Annotated in this window: 13 protein-coding genes; 9 read left to right on the forward strand and 4 right to left on the reverse strand. The window is 45.3% G+C overall.

What is annotated here, in order from left to right; translation table 11 throughout:
- Position 1: 1 nt before the first annotated feature.
- The 4 genes from FK004_RS15285 to FK004_RS15300 are packed head-to-tail and all read left to right on the forward strand — an operon-like array spanning position 2 to position 2,484.
- Positions 2–439, forward strand: coding sequence for a 3-hydroxyacyl-ACP dehydratase FabZ family protein (locus FK004_RS15285; protein ID WP_108738031.1), 438 nt, complete (start codon positions 2–4; stop codon positions 437–439).
- Positions 436–1,722, forward strand: coding sequence for a beta-ketoacyl-[acyl-carrier-protein] synthase family protein (locus tag FK004_RS15290; RefSeq protein WP_108738032.1), 1,287 nt, complete (start codon positions 436–438; stop codon positions 1,720–1,722). Before FK004_RS15285 ends, FK004_RS15290 begins: the two co-directional genes overlap by 4 nt.
- A complete protein-coding gene (locus tag FK004_RS15295) occupies positions 1,715–1,969 on the forward strand; it encodes an acyl carrier protein (RefSeq protein ID WP_108738033.1) in 255 nt (84 codons plus the stop codon). The genes FK004_RS15290 and FK004_RS15295 overlap by 8 nt, the downstream gene beginning before the upstream one ends.
- Positions 1,966–2,484, forward strand: coding sequence for a 4'-phosphopantetheinyl transferase family protein (locus FK004_RS15300; RefSeq protein ID WP_108738034.1), 519 nt, complete (start codon positions 1,966–1,968; stop codon positions 2,482–2,484). Before FK004_RS15295 ends, FK004_RS15300 begins: the two co-directional genes overlap by 4 nt.
- Here the strand turns inward: FK004_RS15300 and FK004_RS15305 are convergent.
- The 4 genes from FK004_RS15305 to FK004_RS19265 form a co-directional block, all read right to left on the reverse strand.
- Positions 2,473–2,874: a DUF1634 domain-containing protein gene (locus FK004_RS15305; protein ID WP_108738035.1), complete on the reverse strand. Its 402-nt coding sequence runs from the start codon at positions 2,872–2,874 to the stop codon at positions 2,473–2,475. The genes FK004_RS15300 and FK004_RS15305 overlap by 12 nt on opposite strands.
- A 12-nt stretch (positions 2,875–2,886) precedes the next feature.
- A complete protein-coding gene (locus FK004_RS15310; protein WP_108738036.1) occupies positions 2,887–3,720 on the reverse strand; it encodes a sulfite exporter TauE/SafE family protein in 834 nt (277 codons plus the stop codon).
- Positions 3,721–3,732: 12 nt separating this feature from the next.
- Positions 3,733–4,380, reverse strand: a complete 648-nt coding sequence (locus tag FK004_RS15315; protein WP_170108563.1) for a FadR/GntR family transcriptional regulator — start codon at positions 4,378–4,380, stop codon at positions 3,733–3,735.
- 164 nt (positions 4,381–4,544) lie between these two features.
- Complete coding sequence (locus tag FK004_RS19265) at positions 4,545–4,757, reverse strand: hypothetical protein (RefSeq protein WP_157956128.1); 213 nt, start codon at positions 4,755–4,757, stop codon at positions 4,545–4,547.
- Positions 4,758–5,028: 271 nt separating this feature from the next.
- On the opposite strand from FK004_RS19265, the gene FK004_RS15320 reads away from it, so the two are divergent.
- From FK004_RS15320 to acnA, 5 genes are all read left to right on the forward strand, one after another.
- Positions 5,029–6,750, forward strand: coding sequence for an ABC transporter ATP-binding protein (locus FK004_RS15320; protein WP_108738038.1), 1,722 nt, complete (start codon positions 5,029–5,031; stop codon positions 6,748–6,750).
- Positions 6,740–8,500, forward strand: coding sequence for an ABC transporter ATP-binding protein (locus tag FK004_RS15325; protein ID WP_108738039.1), 1,761 nt, complete (start codon positions 6,740–6,742; stop codon positions 8,498–8,500). Before FK004_RS15320 ends, FK004_RS15325 begins: the two co-directional genes overlap by 11 nt.
- 179 nt (positions 8,501–8,679) lie before the next feature.
- Positions 8,680–10,740: a GAF domain-containing hybrid sensor histidine kinase/response regulator gene (locus FK004_RS15330; protein WP_108738040.1), complete on the forward strand. Its 2,061-nt coding sequence runs from the start codon at positions 8,680–8,682 to the stop codon at positions 10,738–10,740.
- Between the two features lie 106 nt (positions 10,741–10,846).
- A complete protein-coding gene (locus FK004_RS15335; protein WP_108738041.1) occupies positions 10,847–11,536 on the forward strand; it encodes a VIT1/CCC1 transporter family protein in 690 nt (229 codons plus the stop codon).
- A 279-nt stretch (positions 11,537–11,815) separates the two neighbouring features.
- Positions 11,816–14,593, forward strand: a complete 2,778-nt coding sequence (acnA, locus tag FK004_RS15340) for an aconitate hydratase AcnA (RefSeq protein ID WP_108738042.1) — start codon at positions 11,816–11,818, stop codon at positions 14,591–14,593.
- Positions 14,594–14,661: the final 68 nt, after the last annotated feature.

Genomic DNA, 14,661 nt, shown 5'->3' on the forward strand with positions numbered 1-14,661 from the left:
AATGGATTTAAAGAATATTATCGCACAGCTACCGTATAGCAAACCTTTCCTATTTGTGGATGAATTACTCCATGCTGATGAAAACGGAATTTCAGGAACCTATACTTTTGATGAAAGCCTGGATTTTTACAAAGGGCATTTTAAGGACAACCCGGTTACTCCCGGTGTGATCCTGACCGAGACTATGGCGCAGATCGGTATGGTATGCCTGGGTATTTACCTGCTCGATAGTAACCTCAAAAAAGATACTGTCATCGCATTCACTTCTGCTGATATTTCCTTTTTAAAACCGGTATATCCCAATGAAAAAGTAACGGTAACTTCCGAAAAGACGTTCTTCCGGTTTGGCAAACTAAAGTGTAATGTGGTGATGACTAATGCAGCCGGCCAGGAAGTCTGCAAAGGAGTGATTGCCGGTATGATTACTACGAAACTATGAAAAAAAGGGTTATCATAACAGGTTTAGGTGTTGTGGCTCCCAATGGAGTCGGCCTACCGGCATTCACGCATGCCCTTAAAAACGGGCTTTCGGGGATACGCCATGATGCCCGGTTGGAAGCCCTGCAGTTTTCCGGCCAGATCGCCGGTGAACCCGAAATATCGGATGCGCTCAAAAGCCAGTATTTTACCGATCTCGAATTACGGGGTTTCAATAGTACCGGTATACTTTATGGCGTGATTGCCGGAATGGAAGCCTGGACAAGTGCCGGACTGCCGATAGTGCAAAAGGAACATCCTGACTGGTACAGCGGAACCATCTTTGGTTCGGGCACCTCGGGTATTGATAAATTCCGGGAAAGCATTTACAAGATCGACGAGCTGCAAACCCGCAGACTGGGCAGTACTGTAGTCGCCCAAACGATGAACAGTGGCATCAGTGCTTATTTGGGTGGAAAGCTCGGCCTGGGCAATCAGGTCACCACAAATTCCTCTGCCTGTGCGACCGGTACCGAAGCCATTATCATGGCTTACCAACGCATCCAGGCAGGGCTTGCCAAACGCATCCTTGCCGGCAGTACTGGTGATAGCGGCCCTTATATCTGGGCGGGATTCGATGCCCTGCGGGTGTGCAGCTCCAACCATAATACCACTCCCGAACAGGGATCAAGGCCCATGAGTGCGTCGGCATCAGGATTTGTACCGGGCAGTGGCGCCGGGGCATTGCTCATCGAAGACCTGGAGAGTGCCACACAGCGTGGCGCTACCATTTATGCCGAAATCATCGGAGGGCATGTCAACTCCGGAGGCCAGCGTGGGAGTGGCAGTATGACGGCACCCAACAGCGTTGCGGTACAACGCTGCATCACCGAGGCGCTCAAAAGTGCCCATATTACAGCCGATGCTATTGATGCCATCAACGGACACCTGACCGCTACTACCAAAGACAGCCTGGAAATCAAAAACTGGACGGAAGCCCTGGGACGCAGTGGAGATGATTTTCCTTATATAAATTCCTTAAAATCAATGACCGGGCATTGCCTGAGTGCTGCCGGAAGTATTGAAAGTGTAGCCACCGTACTCCAGCTCCACGAGCAGTTTTTGTTTCCAAATATCAATTGTGAAGACCTGCATCCTGAAATAGCCGCCTTGGTCGCGGCTTCAAAAATACCTACTCAAATGATCACTCCCCCACTCCGCATTATTGCTAAAGCGAGTTTTGGATTTGGAGATGTCAATGCCTGTGTACTTTTTAAAAAATTTGAACCTGAATCTTATGACTAAAGAAGAAATTATAGCCCAACTGAAAGTAATTGTAAAACCCTACACGACCAATACCGAAGCGTATGAGGCCCTGACGGAAACCACTGATTTTATTAATGACCTGAACATCAATTCCGCTAACTTAGTGGATATCGTACTGGATATTGAAGAACAGTTTAAAATTGTAATCGACACTACCGATATGGAACGCATGCTGGATGTTAAAGCTACGGTGGAAATTATCAGCCGCAAATTGGCGGCCGCATGATCGGCAATGACGTGGTGGACCTGATTCAGGCGCGTCAGGATAATAACTGGCAGCGCATCGGGTTTCTGGACAAACTGTTCCTGGAATCCGAACAGCTGCTGATTGCAAAAGCCAAAAACCCGGAAATCATGGTCTGGATGCTGTGGAGCATGAAAGAAGCGGCTTATAAAATTTTAAACCGGAAAACCCAAAAGCGGGAGTATATCCCAAAACAATTGTTGTGTAGTGTATCCAGTTCCGATGATTCCGGATACACTGGTTTTGTCCGGCACGTGGATTTCAGCTGTTACACCCAAACCCGGATTACCGAAGGGATCATCCATACATTCGCCACAGCGCAACAGGAAGACCTGAAGTGGGTTACCGAAGTAACGGCGCCCAACATTATAAAAGATGAGCACCGCATTCCCTGGCTATATGACAGAGCTTCCGCTACCTTAGTGCCGGTTTCTGTCAGCCACCATGGGCGGTGTACAAAAGTCGTTCAGCTCCTGAAAAAGCCATTACCCCTTTAGCCCTCCGAAGATACTGGTCAGCATGATACACAATACGATCAGTGTGATCACGACATACATCCTGTCTTTCTCTAATATAAAGGCAAACAGGGAGCAAATGATCCGCAAGATGGGGGTGGCAATCAGTACCAGGACACCCAACTGTATAATTTCTGTTGCCTGTAGTGCCATAGCACCTTGCAGGATGCCTTTGACTGTAATATCAGCCACCCTTTCTCCTACGAATTTATCGTAATGCGGCAACGTGTTGCCACCGTGTTGTATCAGGTACGCCACTCCGCCAATAAAGGCAATTGTACTGGCAGTAAGTACTCCATAGCGGAGCAATTGCCCTACCAGCTGTTCAATATCATGATCGTTCAGCAGTTTTTTTGTAAGTCCGTTTTTCATAAGGCTGTCATTTTAAAATTTGTGGTGAATACCGTTATAGATCATTTCGATGGCGACGAAAACAATCGCAACACAAAAGATGATACGGAGGATTTGTGGATTCATTCGCGTCAGTAATTTAGATCCGGTAAAAGCACCACCCAAAACCCCCAGGACGACCGGAAAAGCAATCCCGGGATCCATATAGCCCCTTTGCAAATACACCACCGCACTCGCCGCCGCAGTCACACCAATCATAAAATTACTGGTGGTGGTACTTACCTTAAAGGGAATGCGCATTACGGTATCCATGGCCAACACTTTTAAAGCTCCGGAACCAATACCCAATAAGCCCGAAATAACGCCCGCTACCGCCATAATGGAGAAACCACCGCCTATATTTTTCAGTTTATAGGAGATTTCGCCCTCTTTCGTGGGATAACTCCCGTTGAGTTTTAGCGTATAGGAAAGCGGGCTTCCTTCAGTCAGCGCCTCCTGGTTCTTTTTGCGCAGGGTCATCGCTGCCGAAAACAACAATACAGCCCCAAATAAAATAGCAATGGTATTGGTTGGTGTATATACGGCAATTAAAGCCCCGCATACCGCACCGATTGTGGTGGCAATCTCCAGGAACATCCCCAAACGGATGTTGGTAATCCCTTCTTTCACATAGGCACTGGCCGATCCCGATGAGGTGGCAATCGAGGCCAGTAATGCGGCACCAATGGCATAGCGGATGTCAACACCAAATGCCAGTGTCAATAATGGAATTACAATTACGCCACCGCCCAAACCGGTCAGTGAGCCCAGGAGCCCAGCAAAATAAGCCCCAATAAGCAAGACGATACTAAATACAAGTATGCTCATAAGAATATAAAATTAATAGTTGTTATCGAGGATTTCCTGAAGCGCCTGTTGTGCTGCTTTTGCCTTCCTGCTTTTTATCGCCAGGAATAACTGTTCGTGCAAATGATGGCTCAACGCAAAATTGACAATTCCACCCGGTTCACGCTTCGCAAAAAAGTCACGGATCATCAGGGTAAAGCTTTTATAAAGATCGGCAAGTACCGAATTACCACTGGCATGCGCTATGGCCATGTGAAAATCGATATCGGCGTTGGCACAGGCCTCGCGGTCTTCTGCCTGGATAGCGATTTTACGGTTTTCAAGGCTGCGTTCCATTTCTAACAGGAGTTCCGGGGTATAATTTTGTACCGCAAGCCGTACGAGTTCTTTTTCTAATAAAGTACGTACCGCATTGATCTCATCAAAATCGGCGCGTCCCAAGCGCTGCTCGATGGATTCGGTAGCTGTATGTTCCATCACAAACGTGCCCGATCCCTGCTGCACCTTTAAAATTCCGGCCAAAGCCAAGGCTTTTATCGCTTCCCGGATCGATGACCGTCCGACTCCATACAACAGCATCAATTCCGGCTCCGAAGGTATTTTGGAACCCGGAGGGTATTTCCCGCTCCCAATATCTTCCTTGATCCGGCTAATTAATCGCTCGCTTAGTTTTGTGGCCATGAGTATGATTGTTTAAAAAACAGCACAAACATACGATGTTTATTTTAAACATCAGATGTTTTAACGTTTTTTAACCGTACTGATGCTCTTTCTGTATCACAACTGACGGAAAGGACAATGTTATAAAACCCTACATCTCTTCCACCTCTCTACTATTCGAACATCTACTTTGCAACACTGTAATTATATTCCTTTTTTACCTCCGGTTCCTTTTTTGGATTCCGTCCACGATCGTGGACAAGCTCCTGCACACCTGCAACAGATCGTCCACGGTATACAACAGGCTCCTGCACACTTACGGCAGTCCGTCCACGATCGTGGACGAGCTCCTGCTCACTTACAGCGGTCTGTCCACGATCGTGGACGAGCTCCTGCACACGTACAGCGGCCGTCCACTATCGTGGACAGGCTCCTGCAGGTTTTCATAGCATTGTCAACCGTGGACGGAACTGTAAAATTGCAAATTAGTGCTGATACAGCTGATTTTGGTTGTAAAAACAATTACCCATTATCCACAGGGTGGCCTGCCTCCGAAGCTTGGTAAAATAGTGCTGGTAAAAATTGGCAACCCTCCCATTTGTTGTCTTACTTCAGATTCTATTTTTATTTTTTTCCTTACATTTACCACTTAATTCCGCACCATTTACCGTGAAATCGAATAAGAAACCCAACATACTCCATTTGCTGAAGCCCTATCGTGGTGTATTGGCATTGCTATTACTTTTTACGCTGTTGAGTAACGCCATCAACCTTTGGCTTCCAAAAATAATAGCACAAAGCATTGATGCATTCAGTGCGGGAACATTCCAATTCCGCCCGATAATCATTGAATTCACGCTTGCCGTCTTCCTCATCCTGATCTTTGGATTCCTACAGGGGATCATACAGACATATGCTTCGGAAAAAGTGGCACGTGACCTAAGAAGCCGGCTTTCCAATACGATATCCAGGCAGAGTTATGCCTTTATAGAAACAGCAAACCCATCCAAATTGCTGACGAATCTCACCGCCGATATCGATTCGATAAAAATGTTTGTCTCACAAGCTATTGTTGCTGTCGTTTCATCGCTGTTTATCATTATCGGTGCCAGCATTTTATTGTTTTCGATCAACTGGGAATTAGCCTTATGTGTCATTGCGATCATTCCCATCATCGGGATTACCTTTTATATGGTCTTGCGAAAAGTCCGGGCATTATTTGTTGCCAGCCGTGCCGTGACCGACCGCCTCAATAAGGTCATTACCGAAAGTATTTTAGGAGCGGCACTCATTCGCGTGATCAATTCGCAGCAACCCGAATACCAGAAGTTTTTAGAATCCAATACCAAAGCCAAAGAATACGGGCTTTCTATATTAGGCCTTTTTGCAGGGCTTATTCCTGTTATTACGTTTACAGCCAATATGGCTGGGCTCGCCATATTAGCACTTGGAGGGCATTTCGTGATTACGGGAAGTATGAGCCTTGGTGATTTTGCGGCATTCAACAGTTACCTTGCCATGCTTATATTTCCAATCCTTGTCATTGGTTTTATGAGTAATATCATGGCACAGGCCAGTGCTTCCTATAGCCGTATTACCAACATATTAGAAACACCTGATGCTCCCGAAACCGGGACACTGACCAGTCCGTTAACCGGGGCAATCACACTGGATCGCGTAAACCTGTCCTACGGACAGACACCAGTACTAAAAGATATTTCGTTTACCGTACAACCGGGTTCAAAAATTGCAGTTATCGGCCCTACAGCTGCCGGTAAAACACAATTGCTCTACCTGCTCACGGGATTGATCCAGCCGGAATCAGGAACCATTACATTCGACGGCCATAGCATTTCGGAATATAAGAGTGAGACTTTTCACAGCCAGACTGGATTTGTGTTTCAGGACAGCATTATTTTTAATATGAGTATCCGGGAAAATATTGCCTTCAGCGATACAGTGACCGATGCTTCATTGCAAAAAGCCATCGCTACTTCTGAATTAACAACTTTTATTGAGGAACTTCCCGAAAAGCTCAATACGATTGTTTCCGAACGCGGTTCCAGCCTCTCCGGCGGCCAAAAACAACGGATTATGCTTGCCCGTGCTTTATCACTCAACCCAAAAATCTTGCTCCTCGACGACTTTACAGCCCGTGTAGATCAAAATACAGAGGAAAAAATACTCGGGAATATCCGGGAGAATTATCCGGGGCTGACCTTGTTGTCGGTTACCCAGAAAATAGCTGCCGTGGCACATTACGACCAGATCATATTAATGATGCAGGGCGAAATTATCGCTATCGGAAAGCATGAGGACCTGCTTCGTACCAGTCCTGAATACATCCAATTATACCAATCCCAGCAAAGTACCAGCAATTATGAATTATGAATTGAATAAACTGTCGGGCAAGGAAAAAAAATCCTCGACACTGGCAGGGGTAAAAAGCCTCTTACAGCTCATCGCACATGAGCGTAAAAATCTATTGCTGGCACTGGCCGCCATCTTGCTGAATTCGTCACTGAATCTATTGGGTCCCTACCTGATCGGGCATACTATCGATACCTATGTGCAACACAAAGAGTACCATGGGGTATTGGTCTATTCCGGTATACTGTTAGGCATGTACCTCATTGCATTATTCACGAGTTATTTCCAGACCAAGCTAATGGGCGGTGTAGGACAACGGATGTTATTCACGCTCCGCAATGCTATTTTTAATAAATTACAATCCCTGCCGGTCGCTTTTTTCAATGCCAATAAAGCCGGTGACCTGATTTCCAGGGTGAACAACGACACCGACAAACTAAACTCCTTTTTCTCCCAATCCTTAATGCAGTTTATTGGAAGTATTGTTCCCATGCTCGGTGCGGGAATCTTTTTGCTTTCTATCAACCTTAAACTGGGTGCCGCCACGCTGGCTCCGGGAGTCTTTATCCTACTCTTCACCCAACTGGTTTCACCCTGGGTAAAACGTAAAAATGCGGCCAACCTGAAAAGCACCGGGAGCCTGAGTAGTGAAATACAGGAAAGCCTGGCAAATTTTAAAGTGATTATCGCATTCAATCGCCGGGACTATTTCCGGAAACGTTTTGGTGAAGCCAACCAGCAGAATTATAAAACCGCTATTGGTGCAGGATTGGCCAATAACTTATTCCTGCCCGTCGCCACTTTCTTTTCCGGCCTGGCGCAATTAATCGTGCTTTCTTATGGTATTTACCTGATTGCACACGGCGAATTTTCTATCGGATTACTGGTCAGCTATTTGGCTTATTCGGTGAATTTTTACAATCCGTTACGCCAACTCGCCTCGTTGTGGACCAGTTTCCAGGTCGCTATGGCGGGATGGGATCGGATTAGTGAGATCCTTTCGATGGAAACCAATCTGGAACAAATACCAACTGGTGCAACATCCCAAAATTCCAATGCCCTGGTGGAATTCCGCAATGTTCATTTCGGTTATACTGAAAAAGAAATCCTGCACAATATCTCCCTGGAACTTGAAAGAGGAAAAACCTACGCGTTTGTAGGGCCAACCGGAGGCGGAAAAACAACTACGGCTTCCCTGATTGCGCGTTTGTATGACCCCACCCAAGGCCAGGTGTTCTTAGACGGAAAAGATATCCGCACCTATACCCAGGAAGAGCGGGCTCAAAAAATTGGTTTTATCCTGCAGGAGCCTTTCCTTTTTACAGGAACAGTAAAAGACAATATCCTGTATGGCAACAGCAATTATGCCGCGTACACCAATGAGCAGTTGGAACAGGTAATCACAGCTGCCAACCTGGAAAGCCTCTTGAAAATCTTTGAAAAAGGACTGGATACCACGGTTTCTTCCAACGGTGATAATATCAGCTTAGGGCAAAAACAGCTCATCGCTTTCATGCGTGCCGTTTTACGAAATCCGGAAGTCCTGATCCTGGATGAAGCCACCGCCAATATCGATACTGTAACAGAACAGTTGCTGGAAAACATACTGGACAAGCTACCGGAACAAACGACGCGTATTATCATTGCCCACCGCCTCAATACCATTAAAAATGCCGATGTCATCTTCTTTGTAAACTCAGGAGAAGTCATTCGTGCCGGGTCTTTTGAGGATGCTATGGACAAGCTCCTGAAAGGAAAAAGATCCAGTTAAAGCTATTGTCTGGATTTATTTTTTATCCGGGACTATATTTAGCATTTTGATATTACTATTTAAGCCTAAAATTAAATACATTTGGCAGGAAAAAAAATAGCTTGTATCCCGGACTAATCATAGCACCATGCGTTGAATTCATTAGGGTGTACCGGGCTGCTTTCCTAATATGCTGAATAATGACAACCGAGACTTTCCCGATTCCTGAAAATGAAAATGACCGATTAAATGCCCTGCAACGGTACACTATATTAGATACCCTATCGGAAACGGAGTATGATGCGATAACCCAGCTGGTCTCTTATATTTGCGAAGTCACCATTGCACACATCTCCTTCATTGACGACAAAAGGCAATGGTTCAAGTCCACCCTGGGCATTGAGGTCAACGAAGTTCCAAGAGACAGTACTTTTTGCCAGTATACGATCATGGGATCTGAAATGGTGGAAGTATCGGATACTTTGGAAAACGAACGCTTCAAACACCATCCTAACGTCACCGGAGGACTCAAAGTGCGGTTTTATGCCGGGATGCCCCTCACCACGCCTGACGGTTTTAATATCGGTACCATTTGCGCTATTGATACGGCTCCCAAAAATCTTACTGCAGCACAGAAAATGGCATTGGATACCTTATCCAAACATGTGATGACCCAACTGGAACTGAGAAGCAAGAATGAGGAACTCATCCGGCAACGGAAAATAGCCGAAATGGCCGTGTATGCCAAAGACAGCTTTTTGGCCAATATGAGCCATGAAATCCGCACTCCTATGAATGCTATTATGGGGTTTACCGACCTGCTGGTGCAAAGTAACCTGAATCCAGAGCAACGCGAGTACATTACCAATGTACAGACTGCTGGTGAAAACCTCTTATTTATTATAAATGATATACTGGACCTCTCCAAAATAGAATCCGGAAAATTAATAATCGAATCCCAGCCTTTCAACCTGAAGAATACCTTAAAGGAAGTGTATGACTTATTAAAAATCAAAGCCGTCGAGCGTGATCTCGAATTTGATTTGTTTTTGGATGCCGAATTACCCGACATTATGGTGGGTGATAAAGGCCGGATGAACCAGATCATCATGAATCTTGCCGGCAATGCGATCAAATTTACCGAAGAAGGCGAAGTAACTATTGCGGTAAAAATGTTGGCTGCAACCGATACCCATTACAGCCTGCGCTTTTCAGTTAAGGACACAGGAATTGGTATTTCGGAAGACCAGTTAGCGACTATTTTTGAACGCTTTACGCAGGCGGAAGAAAGTACCACCCGTAAATTTGGAGGCACTGGGCTTGGGCTGAATATTGTAAAACAACTGGTCGAATTGCAAAATGGGGAAATCCATGTAAAAAGCAAAATCGGGCGTGGCTCCGAATTCTATTTCACACTGGACTTCAAGAAAGCAACTGATTCTGATACGGATATGCAGGAAGAAAAGGTAATGGCCAGACAAATCAACCGCAGCGTTAGTATCCTTTTATGCGAAGATAACCTGCTGAACCAACACCTGGCAAAAAGCGTAATCCGGAATTTCGGATTTGATCTGGATATTGCCAATAACGGACAGGAAGGGATCGAACTGCTGGCTGCCAAAAAATATGACCTGATTTTAATGGACCTGCAAATGCCGGTGAAAGATGGCTATGAAACCACAGTGTATATTCGGAAGGAATTGCAATCCAATATTCCAATTGTAGCCATGACAGCACATTCCCTGGTGGGCGAACAGCAAAAATGTTTTGACATTGGGATGGATGGCTATGTGGCCAAGCCGTTCAAACAAGCCGATTTATGGCATACCATTACATCCGTACTGGAAAAAGAAAACACAGTTTCCCAATCCCCCGATTCATCGAATTCAAAAAGTATCGATTTCTCTTACTTAAAGGAAATATCCGATGGTAACGAAGAGTTTATTACGGATATGATCGGATTATTTCTCAGTAAAATGCCCTCAGAAACTGATTTGCTCGAAAAGGCTATCGCCACAAACAATTATGCTATCATCAAGGCTTTAGCACACGATATGCGTTCGGCCCTTTCGGTATTCCAGCTGAATGATCTGTTGATCCATTTGGATGCTATCGAAAAAGAAGCACAGGCACACCATTGTACAACAGTATCACAACAGGAGTTCCAGGCACTGAAAGAAAAAATGCTCACGGCTGCAAACGCCTTAGAACAATCCTTTACACCCAAAGAAACCGATTCAGCCCTCAGGGAATCCCTATAAAAAACAGTCATAACGTTCTGGTACCAATTTTCTGTCGCTGTATTGCATTTAAAATAGTAACTTCACTATTCCAATGTAATACGGCTCAGGCATTTAAAAAAGGACTATGGAACCAGAGAAACACTACATCAATCGAAGTGGATGGCTAAGGGCTGCCGTTTTAGGCGCCAATGATGGCATTATGTCCACCAGCAGCCTGGCTATTGGCATCGCTGCGGCAAGTGAAACGCGGGATCCTGTAGTTTTGGCAGCATTAGCGGGCCTCGTTGCCGGTGCTTTATCGATGGGCGCGGGAGAATATGTTTCTGTAAGTTCGCAGGCCGATATCGAAACCTATGACCTGAAAAGAGAACAAAAGGAATTAGACTACAGCCCGGATTCTGAATTACAGGAGCTGGCAAAAATTTACGAGAAAAGAGGCCTTACCCACGAACTGGCACAGGAGGTAGCCCGGCAGCTCACTGAAAAAGATGCGTTGGGAGCCCATGCCAAAGAAGAACTGGGAATCAACGTTCATTCACAAGCGAAGCCCTTTCAGGCGGCACTGGCCTCAGCAACAGCCTTTCTTACCGGTGGCATTTTACCCCTTTTAGTCGCTATTTTTGCACCTTTCGATCAGATGATACTGTCCCAATATGGGTTTTCCATACTTTTTTTAGCCCTCTCGGGAGCATTAGCCGCAAAAGCCGGTGGCTCGGCAATTTGGAAATCGGTAATCCGGATTTGCTTCTGGGGTACTTTTGCCATGCTTATGTCGGCACTCGTAGGGCATCTTTTTAGCGTTACACTCGCCTAAATCCATTATACACGGTATCCATCCTGCAATTGAGAATGGTTTTAAATACCAAGCTTTAACGTCTTCTTGTTACTATCACTATTTTTATTCCTTACCTTTAGTACTATAAATCATTGCTTTATGATCCATAGTATCCCTGTGCAACACGCCACAACATACACGTAATTTCTTACGAATGCTTTTGACACCCCTCTGCCTGCAGTGCACTTCGATTTAAATAGAGCACAAGAATATACTCCCTATCTGATTCTCAAACTTAAAAAATTAATACTTTTTATTATGCCAAATGATATTTACCAGATTAAAAAGTTACTGAACACCAAAAATGGTACTTACACCTACTACAGCCTTCCAGAATTAGAGAAACAGGGATTTGCGATTAGCAAAATGCCCTTTTCCATCCGGATTTTACTGGAAAACGTATTGCGGAATTTTGATGATTTTGCCATCACCAAAGAAAATATGGAAACCCTGCTCAACTGGAAACCGGAAGCCTCCGATAAGGATATCCCTTTCAAACCGGCACGCGTACTGATGCAGGACTTTACCGGGGTTCCTGCAGTAGTGGATATTGCTTCACTACGTGCGGAGATAGCCCGGAAAGGCAAAAATCCCGATGAGATCAATCCGTTAATTCCGGTGGATTTGGTTATTGACCATTCGGTACAGGTGGATTATTTTGGAACAGAATATTCCTATGACCGGAATATGGATGAAGAATACAAGCGTAATAAAGAACGGTATCAGTTCTTAAAATGGGCCCAGCAGTCGTTTAGTAATTTTAGTGTAGTACCGCCGGGAATGGGAATTTGCCATCAGGTAAACCTTGAATACCTTTCTAAAGGAGTTATTGAACGCAATGGGGAAATATTCCCGGATACCTTAGTCGGAACCGATAGCCATACGCCGATGGTGAATGGAATCGGGGTTGTCGCCTGGGGTGTTGGTGGTATTGAGGCGGAAGCGGCTATTTTAGGCCAGCCGATCTATTTCATCATGCCAGAAGTAATCGGGCTGCGACTGACCGGGCAGCTTCCTGCAGGTTCCACAGCTACGGATATGGTATTGACGATTGCCGAATTACTGCGTAAATATGGCGTTGTAGGTAAGTTTGTTGAAGTATTCGGTTCCGGGCTTGACCATCTTTCCGTACCTGACAGGGCTACCATTGGAAATATGTCCCCCGAATTTGGATGTACCATTACTTATTTCCCAATTGATGACAAAACACTGGAATACATGCGCCTGAGCAACCGTTCCGAAGATCAGGTAAAACTGGTGGAGGATTATTGCAAAACCAATATGCTGTGGCGTACCGGAAATGAATCCATTAGCTATACCGATATACTCGAACTGGATCTTAGCACTGTGGAACCTACAGTGGCTGGCCCAAAACGCCCACAGGACAAAATATTGCTCAAAGATTTCCAAGGCACCTTTATCGATGTACTCCATAAAACATACGGTCGGAAATACATCAAACCGCAGGAGCAGCTGACCCGATGGTATGCTGAGGGTGGTGGCTCACAGCCCATACCTTCTGAAGCCCCGATGCAACCCGATACAAAAATCGAAAAGATCATCGAAAATGGGATGAAAATGGTTGCTGTAACCGTTGGCCAGGAACAATTCATGCTTTCTGATGGGGCTGTAGTAATTGCCGCTATTACTTCCTGTACCAACACCTCTAATCCTTATGTAATGATCGGAGCGGGTTTAGTGGCACGAAAAGCGCGCGAACATGGCCTGAATGTAAAACCATGGGTCAAAACATCGCTCGCACCAGGATCCAAAGTAGTAACCGATTACCTGATCAAAGCCGATTTATTAGATGACCTGGAATCGATGAAATTCCATGTGGTTGGATATGGCTGTACGTCGTGTATTGGAAACTCCGGGCCTTTGCCTTCCCATATTGCCAAAGCGATTGATGACCATGACCTGGTAATGGCTTCTGTATTGTCGGGAAACCGGAATTTTGAAGCCCGGATCCATCCGCAGATAAAAATGAATTTCCTAATGTCGCCTATGCTGGTCGTTGCCTATGCCATCGCCGGCCGTGTGGATGTTGACCTGCTCAATGACCCCATCAGTTACGATCCAAACCAGCAGCCGGTATACCTCAAAGACATCTGGCCAAGCAATGATGAGATTAATAAAGTGATGCAGGCCGTGCTTTCACCAAAACAGTTTGCGAAAAGCTACGGGACCATCTTTGAAGGTAATGAGACCTGGCAAAAACTCGAAGTGCCACAGGAAAAAATATATGTGTGGGATGAAGATTCTACCTATATCAAAGAAGCTCCATTTTTCAAGGATCTGCCGGATGAAGCTTCGCCTTTACTTGATATCGAAAATGCCAATGTACTTTTAGCATTAGGCGATAGTATCACTACGGACCATATTTCACCTGCAGGTGCCTATAATGAGTCTTCTGCTGCCGGGAAATACCTGATAAGCCGTGGGGTAGAAAAAGCAGACTTCAACTCTTATGGTTCCCGCCGGGGCCATGATGAAGTAATGGTACGGGGTACTTTTGCCAATGTACGTATTAAAAACTCCCTTGCCGACAAAGAAGGGGGGTATACTAAATATATGCCTACAGGTGAGGAAATGAGCGTATACGATGCTGCAATGCAGTACAAAGAAGCCAAAATCCCACTGATTATCCTCGCTGGTAAAGAATACGGTAGCGGATCATCCAGAGACTGGGCTGCAAAAGGTACTTTTTTGTTGGGTGTAAAAGCGGTACTGGCCGAAAGTTATGAACGGATCCACCGAAGCAACCTCGTGGGGATGGGCGTAGTACCACTCCAATACAAAACAGGTGAAAGTGCAGAAAGCCTTGGCCTTACAGGCAGGGAACGCTTTAGCATTACCGGGATTGCAACAGATATCAAACCACTCAAGGAAGTGACTGTCACAGCCGAGAAAGAAAATGGGCAAAAAATAACGTTTCAGGTCATCGCAAGACTGGATTCTAAAATAGAAATTGAATACTATCGCAATGGTGGTATTTTACAATATGTATTGCGCCAGTTCCTGAATAAAGCGTAACACGCATTATTTGATTCTAAAAATAAAGCCCGATAGCAAGTAACTATCGGGCTTTATGCTGTAAAGAC

Source organism: Flavobacterium kingsejongi, from assembly GCF_003076475.1.
Taxonomy (GTDB): domain Bacteria; phylum Bacteroidota; class Bacteroidia; order Flavobacteriales; family Flavobacteriaceae; genus Flavobacterium; species Flavobacterium kingsejongi.

Bases quoted from the DNA above. Each gene is read 5' to 3' on its own strand.
- FK004_RS15285 (WP_108738031.1), top strand. From the start codon at position 2: ATGGATTTAAAGAATATTATCGCACAGCTACCGTATAGCAAACCTTTC.
- FK004_RS15290 (WP_108738032.1), top strand. From the start codon at position 436: ATGAAAAAAAGGGTTATCATAACAGGTTTAGGTGTTGTGGCTCCCAAT.
- FK004_RS15295 (WP_108738033.1), top strand. From the start codon at position 1,715: ATGACTAAAGAAGAAATTATAGCCCAACTGAAAGTAATTGTAAAACCC.
- FK004_RS15300 (WP_108738034.1), top strand. From the start codon at position 1,966: ATGATCGGCAATGACGTGGTGGACCTGATTCAGGCGCGTCAGGATAAT.
- FK004_RS15305 (WP_108738035.1), bottom strand. From the start codon at position 2,874: ATGAAAAACGGACTTACAAAAAAACTGCTGAACGATCATGATATTGAA.
- FK004_RS15310 (WP_108738036.1), bottom strand. From the start codon at position 3,720: ATGAGCATACTTGTATTTAGTATCGTCTTGCTTATTGGGGCTTATTTT.
- FK004_RS15315 (WP_170108563.1), bottom strand. From the start codon at position 4,380: ATGGCCACAAAACTAAGCGAGCGATTAATTAGCCGGATCAAGGAAGAT.
- FK004_RS15325 (WP_108738039.1), top strand. From the start codon at position 6,740: ATGAATTATGAATTGAATAAACTGTCGGGCAAGGAAAAAAAATCCTCG.
- FK004_RS15330 (WP_108738040.1), top strand. From the start codon at position 8,680: ATGACAACCGAGACTTTCCCGATTCCTGAAAATGAAAATGACCGATTA.
- FK004_RS15335 (WP_108738041.1), top strand. From the start codon at position 10,847: ATGGAACCAGAGAAACACTACATCAATCGAAGTGGATGGCTAAGGGCT.
- acnA (WP_108738042.1), top strand. From the start codon at position 11,816: ATGCCAAATGATATTTACCAGATTAAAAAGTTACTGAACACCAAAAAT.